7 protein-coding genes are annotated in these 10,228 nt (G+C 36.8%); 4 read left to right on the plus strand and 3 right to left on the minus strand.

Annotated elements, in window-relative coordinates; all coding sequences use genetic code 11:
* Position 1 precedes the first annotated feature (1 nt).
* Positions 2–3,313, plus strand: a complete 3,312-nt coding sequence (locus tag WC614_02895) for a CPBP family glutamic-type intramembrane protease (protein MFA5031945.1) — start codon at positions 2–4, stop codon at positions 3,311–3,313.
* Between the two features lie 23 nt (positions 3,314–3,336).
* Here WC614_02895 and WC614_02900 read toward each other — a convergent pair whose 3' ends face one another.
* Positions 3,337–3,996, minus strand: a complete 660-nt coding sequence (locus WC614_02900) for a flavodoxin family protein (protein ID MFA5031946.1) — start codon at positions 3,994–3,996, stop codon at positions 3,337–3,339.
* Positions 3,997–4,118: 122 nt separating this feature from the next.
* Here WC614_02900 and fmt point away from each other — a divergent pair, with 122 nt between their 5' ends.
* Positions 4,119–5,006, plus strand: a complete 888-nt coding sequence (fmt, locus tag WC614_02905; GenBank protein MFA5031947.1) for a methionyl-tRNA formyltransferase — start codon at positions 4,119–4,121, stop codon at positions 5,004–5,006.
* Positions 5,007–5,280: 274 nt separating this feature from the next.
* Here the strand turns inward: fmt and mtgA are convergent, their stop codons facing one another.
* Both mtgA and radC read right to left on the minus strand, forming a co-directional pair.
* Positions 5,281–5,991: a monofunctional biosynthetic peptidoglycan transglycosylase gene (gene mtgA, locus WC614_02910; protein MFA5031948.1), complete on the minus strand. Its 711-nt coding sequence runs from the start codon at positions 5,989–5,991 to the stop codon at positions 5,281–5,283.
* Between the two features lie 347 nt (positions 5,992–6,338).
* A complete protein-coding gene (gene radC / locus WC614_02915) occupies positions 6,339–7,070 on the minus strand; it encodes a DNA repair protein RadC (protein MFA5031949.1) in 732 nt (243 codons plus the stop codon).
* A gap of 284 nt (positions 7,071–7,354) precedes the next feature.
* Between radC and WC614_02920 the strand changes: the two genes are divergently transcribed.
* Positions 7,355–8,365 carry a Gfo/Idh/MocA family oxidoreductase gene (locus WC614_02920; GenBank protein ID MFA5031950.1) on the plus strand — a complete coding sequence of 337 codons (1,011 nt, stop codon included), beginning with the start codon at positions 7,355–7,357 and terminating at the stop codon, positions 8,363–8,365.
* Positions 8,353–10,083, plus strand: coding sequence for a sodium:solute symporter (locus WC614_02925; GenBank protein ID MFA5031951.1), 1,731 nt, complete (start codon positions 8,353–8,355; stop codon positions 10,081–10,083). The genes WC614_02920 and WC614_02925 overlap by 13 nt, the downstream gene beginning before the upstream one ends.
* The last annotated feature ends 145 nt before the right edge of the window (positions 10,084–10,228 follow it).

Below are 10,228 nucleotides of genomic sequence, written 5' to 3' on the forward strand. Positions count from 1 at the left end.
TATGAAACTTAATAAAAGAGATTATACGCTTATAGGCGTTTGTATTGCCGTTTCTTTAATATTTGGTGCGGTAACAGCCAAATACTTCCATAAAGCTTTTCCTGAAGCGTCTATTGATTTAAAAATAACCAGTACCGATGCCCACAAGATTGCAAACGAATTTCTAACGAAACAAGGAATAAAAATCGACGGGTTTACACAAAGCACCATTTTTGAATACGACGACAACTCCAAAACTTTTCTTGAAAGAGAATTAGGATTAGAACAGGCAAACAAAGTAATGGGGTCTAAAGTAAGACTATGGAGATGGAAAACAAGATACTTCAAACCGATTCAAAAGGAAGAATTCACCTTAGATGTAACTTCAAAAGGTGAAATAGTAGGTTTTGAACATTTAATAAAAGAAGAAGACAGCGCTAAAGAATTAACCGAACAGGATGCCCGAAAAATAGCCGAAACTTATATAAAAGAACAGATAGGTTTAGATACCGCCAAATTAAACTTTTTAACTTCCGAATCGGAAAAACGCCCCAACAGACTGGACTGGACTTTTACGTGGAAGACTTTTGAAATAAAAGACGCAGAATACAGAATAGAAGTAACCGTACAGGGAGAGAAAATCGGGAGTTACAGTGAGTTCCTGAAAGTTCCTGAAAAATGGACAAGAGATTATACGAAACTCCGTTCTTTAAATAATACTGCCGGAGCGGTTGATTCGGTTCTTTTCTTGTTAATCGGCATTGCAATGTTCTTTGGATTTATAAAAAATATAAAGAGTAAGAACATTAAATGGACGGTTGCAGCAAATTTTGGAATAATTGCCGCCGTTTTATCGTTTCTCTCATCAATTAACGGGATGCCTCTCAGTTTATTTTTCTATGACACGACTTCATCTTACGGAGCTTTTATAGGCAGAAATTTATTATCTGCCCTGTTAGGCGCATTCGCTATTGCGGCTTTTATTTCTTTTTTAACCGCAAGTAGTGAACCGGTTTACAGGGAAACTTACAAATCCAAAATCTCTTTTAGCAATCTTTTCAAGTGGCAAAACATCCAGAGTAAACAATTTTTCATCAGCATAATTGTTGGCCTTGCGATGGCTTTCTTCTTCATAGGATACCAGGTTATATTCTATGTTTTTGCGCAGAAACTCGGCGCATGGTCGCCTGCGGAAATTCCATACTCCGATATGCTGAACACGAAGGCGCCGTGGTTATTCGCTTTAATCGGAGGGTTTGAACCGGCAGTATTTGAAGAATTTATGTTCAGAATATTTGCAATTGTTCTATGCAAAAAGATATTCAAATCCACATGGATTGCCGTTATCCTTTCTGCATTTATATGGGGATTCGGGCATTCGGCATACCCTCAGCAACCTTTTTACATAAGAGGACTGGAAGTCGGATTAGCGGGTATTCTTGTTGGTATTATTTTCATAAAATTTGATATACTTACCGTTCTTATATGGCACTACACAATAGATGCTTTTTATACGGCATTTCTATTATTACGCTCTCATAATTCGTATTTTATAGTATCAGGGCTATTATCGGCAGGAGTAATGCTTATTCCTTTAATTGTATGCATAGTTTGTTATATTAAGAATAAAGGATTTAAAACGACGGATAACCTGACTAATGAAAAAGAAGGCGTATCAAAGATAGAATCCATAGAAAAAGTGGAATCGGAAACCATTAGTTATGATAGTTCATCAGGGACAAAATCATTTAAGATAGGGATTATCATAGCAATCGTATTTTTATGCAGTTTATTGATTAAAACGGAAAAGTTCGGCAAGTTTGTAAGTTATGAGATTTCAAAAAAAGAAAGCAGGGCAAAAGCGGATGAATTCCTTAAATCCAAAGGAGTTGACCCAAATAAATATAAAACGGTTACTTTTGCGGAATCGGATATAGACCACAACGCGGCTAAATATATTCTTGAAAGACAGGGAATAAAGGGATTAAATAATCTATACGGGGAAACAATAAAACCTGCCGTATTCTGCACAAGATATTTCAATATACTAAAAGAAGAGGAATATAATGTGTACGTATCCATTACAGGACAGGTATATAGTTTTAAACATATAATAGCAGAAGCAGATAGCGGAGCGGAAATAAGTAAAGATTCTGCACTAATAATAGGTACTAATTTTTTGAAAGGAAAGGGAATAAATCTTTCCGCCAACAGACAGGCGGACAGGGATGAATACGAACTGAAAGAAACAATCCCCGAGAAACGGAAAGCAAGACTTGATTATAACATTATATGGGAAGCGAAAAAAGGGATTGATAAAGCAAAACTCAGGCAGAAAGTAACAATACAGGGAAACGAAGTTGCGGATTATGAGCAGTTTATGAAAATCCCCGAAGACTGGCAAAGGGAAAGGGAAAAGAACACGGGTTTTGACATTGCCCGTAAATCAATAGCAATATTGCTTTTCATTCTGTTATTAGGATTGGCATTATGGTCATTACGAAGCGAAATTAAACGAATACAGTGGAAAATACCGTTTACCGTTGGAGGAATATTTGCGGGTATACAGGTATTAAACAGGATAAATAATTTACCCTTGATATACCAGAATTATATGACTTCTATTGGATTAAATATATTTAATATAACTACAACCATCGGCATCTTTATGACAATATTGGGTGTATTCTTCCTTTCAGCCTTATGCATTGGTGTTATAATGGCGTTATATCCAAATGTTTTTGAAATATTCCATACTAAAAAATTACCTTTATTCGGGAAAGATGCAATTGTATTCAGCATTATTGGCTTATGCCTTACCCTCGGGATTACGAATGTGGAAAATTTCTTAAACTATAAATTTCCGCAATTCAGTAACGTTCCTGAACTTACATTACCGGGGTATATGGATACCTCTTTGCCTTTCCTGTCTACCATATCATTAAATCTTATATTAGTCTTGCTTATTTTGACTGCGTTGGCAGTAGGAATACATTTGCTTAAATACTACAACAAGAAACCTGCTTATTTAGTTCTCATAATTGTTTTAGCGTTATTTAGTTTTACTGACGGAAAAACTATAGGCGAGAACTTATTCAGTCTGTTATCGTTATTGTTAAGCATGGGGTCAATGATTATACTTGTTAAATGGGTTTTGAGAAACAATCTATTGGCATACCCGTTATATTTCTGGATGTCAATTTTCGGGCACAGCGCTTATGTTTTTTATACTAAATCCGTATATAAAACTGATTCGGTGATATTATTTGTAGTAGCCGTATTGCCGTTAGTATGGATATACATTGCGAGTAGAAAAGAGACAAGAAATTCATAAATTATCGTATAAGGTCTTACTTTTTAAATAAATCCCTGTTCTAATAATTTTTCGGTTTCTTTAGATAATTTCAGTTCAACCGCAACTTCTTTACCGGCATTTTCTAACAATTGTAAATACTTATTTATGGCGGGACGGAGTTCTTCCGATGTTGAACTCAGGTTCTTTCCCTGCGCTGCATAAATCTCTCCAATTAAATCCGTTCGCATTAACGACGTTACTTTTTTAATCCAGCTTGATACTACTTCAAACTGAGATTTGTTGGAGGAACCACAGTTGGACATTATCATAAGTTTAGTAGTTGCTTGCGGGGATGATGGGACATTATTTTCTTTTTTAGCATCCTTTTTGGAAAGAGGATTCCCGGTTACAGCCAGTCTATCCATAAAAACTTTCAACGTTCCGGAAATATTATTAAAATAAACCGGCGTAGCCAAAACGATAACATTTGCTCCCGCCAACATAGATAAAACTCCGAGCATATCATCATCGATTGCACACTTCCCGGGAGTCTTTATCCAGCAGCAATAACACCCTCTGCAGTACTTGATGTCTTTTTCTGCAAGAAATATATTTATAGTCTCCGCTCCGGCTTCTTTCGCACCTTTTAGAAATGCACTCACCATTACATTGGTATTACTATTTTTTCCTCTTGGACTTCCATTTATTGCTACAATTTTCACTTTTCCTCCTATCATTTACAAAATTAATTAAAGAATCAGATTAAAATAAAACCCCTATATGTCAAGGTAAAAAGAAAAAGGCTTGACTTTGATAGAAATTATAATATTCGTAAAAGATAATTATGAAACGGAAAATAATATTTTTGGGAACGTCTTCTTTTGCCTGTCCTTCAATAGAAATACTACACAATAATCATAACCTGCTCGCGGTTGTTGCATCGTCACAGCCCTCACCGGTAAAGGGACTTGCTTATAAACTGGGAATAAAAGTCTTTGACCCGGCTACACCAAACACGCCTGAGTTCATAACCATATTAAAAGATATGAACCCCGAGTTTTTCTGTTTGGCCGCTTACGGACATATTTTATCGGGAGATTTCCTTAAGACTCCTAAGTTTGCTTCCATAAACCTGCATCCTTCTTTATTACCTAAATACAGAGGAGCGGCGCCGTTACAATGGGCAATCTTAAACGGGGACAAAAACAGCGGTATAACTACTTTTATAATGGATGAAAAAATAGACCACGGAAAGATATTATTACAGGAAAAGATGGAAATCGGGGAAGAAGAAACTTTTGGTGAACTTGAAACACGAACCTCAAAAATAGGCGCAGAACTTTTCTTAAAAACTATTGATAACTTTGATAACCTAACCCCTGTGCCCCAAAATATGGAGAATCTTACAAAAGCGCCAAAGATAACAAAAGAAATGCGTAAAATAGATTGGAATAAACCTGCAAAAGAAATCTTTAATTTAATCAGAGCCCTCTCCCCCACACCTCTTACTTATACTACTTTAAGGAACAAAGAATTAGAGATTATCAGGGCTGGGTATTCCGAGTTGTCGGGAAAGCCCGGGGAAGTCTTACAAAATAAAGGGAAAATAATTATAGGCACGGCAAAGAATGGGATAGAGTTGAAAATTCTAAAACCTCAAGCCAAGAAAGAACAAACGGCGTTAGATTTTATAAACGGGTACCGACCACAGATTGGAGAAGTATTGGGGTAAAATAGTTGACAGTAGTCGGTGGACAGAAAGAAAAACAAAGAGCTTTTGGACGCGGATTTACGAGGAAAATAAAAACAGACAATAAAGAAATTTATAGCCCAGCAGAGCTGGATAAGTATCTCTAAGGACTTCTTCCAAGAGCTTCTTAAAAAGGATAAAATAGAAAAGATAAGCGCAGATTTACAACAGATAGAAAACGGGCGAACACATAGGTTCGCCACTACAAAGAGAGAGATTCTTCGCTACGCTCAGAATGACAAATCGGAAAGTGGGATTATTTTAAGTTATACAGCAAATTTAGGTCTCCCATATAGTCTATTTGACGGAGGATATTTTCCTGTCTCATTAAAATATACGGACTTGGATTAGCGGGGCACCAACGTCTTGGGTTAGGCAAAACTGCTGCCATTAAAGCTGATTCGGACAGATTTAATTGTTTTGCGTGACAGTCAAAAAAATTGCGGGATGCAGATTCTGCGCCATAAATTCCGGGCCCCCATTCAATAACATTCAAATATACTTCCAGAATTCGTTTCTTTGACCACATTGATTCTATAAGAACGGTAAAATACGCTTCCATTCCTTTCCTCAACCATGTCCTTTCCTGCCATAGAAAAACATTACGCGCCGTTTGCATACTAATAGTGCTTGCGCCTTTCATATGTCTGCCCTTACGTCTTTCATTTATTTTCACTGCTTTATCTATGGCTTCCCAGTCAAAACCGTTATGATGAAAAAATTTCTGGTCTTCGCTTGCAATAACGGCTTCCATAAGGCAAGGGGAGATATTTTCTATTGATTTCCACTTAACCGAAATCCCGACAGGTTTATGAGTAATACGTCCTTCTGTCCAACGAATAAGCATAAGAGGCGTTATAACGGGGGGAATAAAACGAAGCAAAAGCACCCAGATAACACTTATTTCTATAATAAGTATAGGGATTATCCATAGCCAGTGCCACCATCTTCGAGGAAGGAATTTCATCTTTTAAACAGTATGATATATGACTTAGATATCAATTTCGTCAAGGAAAAGTTTATTAGAAAAGAGTAACTAAAAAGAAAACAGAGAAATCTTGGGACGCAGATAAACGCAGATTTACAGGATAAATAAAAGACAGAAAGTTAAAATTTAAAAACTACAGAAAGATAAGAAGACAGGATTAACAGGATGAAAACTACAGAAAAACAAAGACCAGTCACAAAAATAACAAAATGCAACCACAGAGACCACAGAGAAAAAAGATAATTTAGGGGTAAAAAAGAACAGACAAAAGATTTGAGATAACAGAGAGGACACAGAGAAAAAATTTACAGGATATTAGAAAAATATTATAATAAGGATTTTTCGGCGAAGCTGAAATAGGAGTTATGACCTATTACAATATGGTCTAAAACTTTAATATCAACTGGTTTGAGCGCAGAAACAAGATTTTTTGTTAATTCACGGTCGCTTGGGCTGGGATTTGGATCACCGCTTGGATGATTATGAGCAAAAATTACGCTTACCGCACTGTGTTTGATAGCAGATTCTATAATTTCCCTGGGCCAGACAGAACTTGCATTTATAGTGCCTTCAAATAAATCTTCGGTTGCAAGAATCCTGTTTTTTACATCGAAAAAAACAACTTTGAATTGTTCTTTTTCAAGAAACCCCATAGATGAATAAAGATAATCAAAGAGTGTTTTGGGAAATTTTATTTGTTCACCGTATTTAATTTCTTCGTTAAATAACCTATCCTTAAAAAGCTCTTCGGTTGATTTTTGTATAAGTTTTATGCCAAATATATTGCCGGGACCTATACCTTTTATTGTCCGTAGTTCTTCGGGAGAAGCTTCAAGAACACCTCTGATAGTTTTGAATTTTTCAATAGCTTCTTTTGCCTGAGCTTTACAGTCTTTGCGTGGAGTTCCGACCGTAAGAAGAAGTTCAATAACTTCATAATCATTAAAACCTGCGAATCCTGATCTCATAAACTTGTCTCTTAACCGTTCTCTATGTCCATTTAATTGACGAATATCTTTAACCGGTTTTTGCAGATTATTTGTTTCTTCTTTTTTCATAATTTCGTATTATTTATATTGTTTTTGAAATTGTGTCAAGCGAAATGGTGAAAACCCACGCATAAATAAGGCATAAAAGGTAATAATTTTATCGAAAAATTTAATTCTATAAAAAACGTAGGGAACAGGCATGCCTGTTCCCTACAGAGACGGAAGGCTTTCACCAAACAGATTGGCATAATTAAACATTGCACCGCCGGGCAGAAAACATAAAGAGACAGATTATAATCTGTCTCTACAAAAAAATTGACACTTTAGAAATTCATATTATGTTCCAACTTAATATGTTAAAAATTGGAATTTTGGGAGCAGGAGCGATGGGAGAAGAACATTCAAGATGCTATAATACTTTGTTTAAAGGCAAGACAGACAAGAATGTCTGTCCTACCGAGATTTCTTTATATGGGATATGTGATTACCGCAAAGAAGTGGCAACTAAATTAGCCAATAAATTCAATATAAAAAAAGTATATACCAACCCGCATAAACTTATTGATGAAGTAAATATGGTTGACATCTGTTTACCTACGAAATTACATCCGAAATTCACTATTGAAGCCGCGCAGAAAGGTAAACATATTCTATGCGAAAAACCGATAGCTTTAAACCTTAAAGATGCGGAACAGATGATACTGGCTGCAAAAAAAACAAAAGTTAAATTTATGATTGCGCAGGTAGTACGATTCTGGCCTGAATATGTTACTTTAAAAAACATTATAGACAGCGGAGAACTCGGCGAACTTATATTTATCACAATGAGCCGTGATATAGCTCTTCCGGTATGGTCTGACAAGAACTGGCTTTTAGACAATTCTCAAAGCGGCGGAGTAGTTACTGATTTACACATTCACGACATTGATTTTACTAATTTTCTGATAGGGAAACCCGTTTCCGTTTATTCTACGGGGATAAAAGCTAATAACGGCTTGCATACTCAGGTATCCACGACTTTAAAGTATCCCGGAAAACTTGCGTATGTAGAATCTAATTTTCTTATGCCGAAGGGATACGAACTTGGAAATTATGTAAAAGCAGTATGCAAAAATGGATTCATTGAAATTAATAATAAAGCAAAACATACTTTGACGGTTCAAAAACCTGGCAAAAAATATACATACCCTAAATTGCCTGAAAAAGACGGGTATATCTCCGAAATTGAATATTTTATAAATTGTATATTAAAGGATAAAGAACCGAAAATCGTAACACCTGAAGATGCGAAATTTGCATTAGAACTTGTATTAAAAGCAAAAGAATCGTTAGAAACCAATAAGGAGGTAAGATGGCGTTCATAGATTGGGGGATTGTAGTAGTATATTCTATTGGGATGTTGTGGTTAGGTTACTATTTCAGCAAGCGTTCCAGCAAAAGTATGGAAAGCTATTTCACTGCTGACAGAAGCCTTTCCTGGTGGGTTCTTGCGTTTTCTGCCGTGGCGACATACAGCTGCGCGGGAGCGGCACCGGCTTTTACGATGCTTGTTTATAATAGTGGACTTTTAGGAAACTGGTGGTGGTGGTTGCCATGGGTAATCTGGATGCCTATTGTAGCCGTATTCTGGTCGAAATTTTGGAGAAGACTTAACGTCGTTACTACTGCTGAGCTTATCGAAGTCAGATACAGCGGAAAAACGGCAAGTGTTTTCAGAGGCATTTATGGAGTTTTTATGAGTTTTGGCTGGGCAATCGTCCTTATGGGATATGTAACGGGCTGGTTAGGAAAAGCCGTATGTCCCATTATCGGATGCACCGAACTCCAGTTAATAATATTTTCAGGAATAATAGTATTAATTTATACAACCGTTGGCGGATTATTAGGAGTTGCATATACCGATGTCGTACAATTCGGGATTTTTATGGTAGGGAATATAGTTCTTATCCCGATTATTTTACATAGCGCCGGCGGATTTAATGCCGTTTATGACAAGGTACTTGCCTTGAGGGGACCGGGATTTTTCCAGGCAATGCCTCCCGGTGGCGACCTTGTAGGAATGACTTTAGTTGCGTTAGTCATACAGGGACTTTTCTTTGCGGCTTCGCCTTCAGGCGGAGAAGGGTTTACCGCTCAAAGATTTATGGCAGCGAAGAACGAATTCCACGCACAGTTAGGGCAAATCTTTAATGCGGTTTTATCTTTAGTCGTAAGGGTTGTCCCATTTTTATTTCTCGGTATAATCGGAGCGGCACTTTATGCGCCGGGCACTGTAGACCCTGCTCTAATATGGGGATTATTAGTTTCGAAATACTCGTTTGTCGGTTTGACGGGTTTGATTGTTGTTGCAGAATTATCAGCGTATATGTCAACGATATCTACGGAAATGAACTGGGGCGCATCATATATGATAAACGATATGTATAGAAGATTTATAAAGAAGGATGCGACAGAAAGACATTACGTAATGGCAAGTAAAATTTGCACGGTAATTATGCTTATTCTCTCTTTATTAGTCGCTCATTATCTGGTAAAAGGAATGATGGCATGGTTCTTGTTCATAAACTCGGTTATGGTAGCATTTATTCTTCCTTTAGCCTGGATGAGATTTTTCTGGTGGAGATTGAATATTTACGGAGAAGCGTCGGCTATAATCGCGGGTATCCCGCTTGGATATTTAATATGGTTCCCATGGGGATTTTCCGAAAAACCATTCTGGCAGGGATTTTTATTGTTATTCGTAGCAGGATGGTTAGTCATATTAATTGTTACTCTTCTCACGAAACCTGAGAAAAAGGAAACGTTAATTAATTTCTACAAACGCTGTCAGCCACCGGGTTTATGGGGACCGATTACTAAAGAATTTTCTTTAGAAGAAAGAACTAGAATAAAGAAAGAAACTTCAAATGACCTTATTGATTGTTTCCTTGGTATTTTACTTTGTGGAGGAGCTACGGTTATAATGACAAGTTTGTTTGGGAAACACTGGGTATTATTAGGAGTTTCAACCTTAGTTTCCGCAGTTGCAATAATATTGTTTATAAACAGATGGAGAAAGAAGGGCGTATTTAAGGGGCTTTAGACTATATACCTAAGGAAATGTAAGTATGTTATGTAAAAATAGAGTTGCAATTATTACAGGAGCAGCAGGCAGTGGCATGGGACGGAGTACCGCCCTAACCTTGGCTCGTGAAGGAGCAAAAGTAGTTATAAACTATCTATCGCTC

The organism is bacterium, assembly GCA_041649255.1.
Lineage (GTDB): Bacteria > Hydrothermota > UBA3073 > JACQXS01 > JAQTXJ01 > JAQTXJ01.

Coding starts and splice junctions, on each gene's coding strand:
- WC614_02895 (MFA5031945.1), top strand. CDS start 2: ATGAAACTTAATAAAAGAGATTATACGCTTATAGGCGTTTGTATTGCC.
- fmt (MFA5031947.1), top strand. CDS start 4,119: ATGAAACGGAAAATAATATTTTTGGGAACGTCTTCTTTTGCCTGTCCT.
- mtgA (MFA5031948.1), bottom strand. CDS start 5,991: ATGAAATTCCTTCCTCGAAGATGGTGGCACTGGCTATGGATAATCCCT.
- WC614_02920 (MFA5031950.1), top strand. CDS start 7,355: ATGTTAAAAATTGGAATTTTGGGAGCAGGAGCGATGGGAGAAGAACAT.
- radC (MFA5031949.1), bottom strand. CDS start 7,070: ATGAAAAAAGAAGAAACAAATAATCTGCAAAAACCGGTTAAAGATATT.
- WC614_02925 (MFA5031951.1), top strand. CDS start 8,353: ATGGCGTTCATAGATTGGGGGATTGTAGTAGTATATTCTATTGGGATG.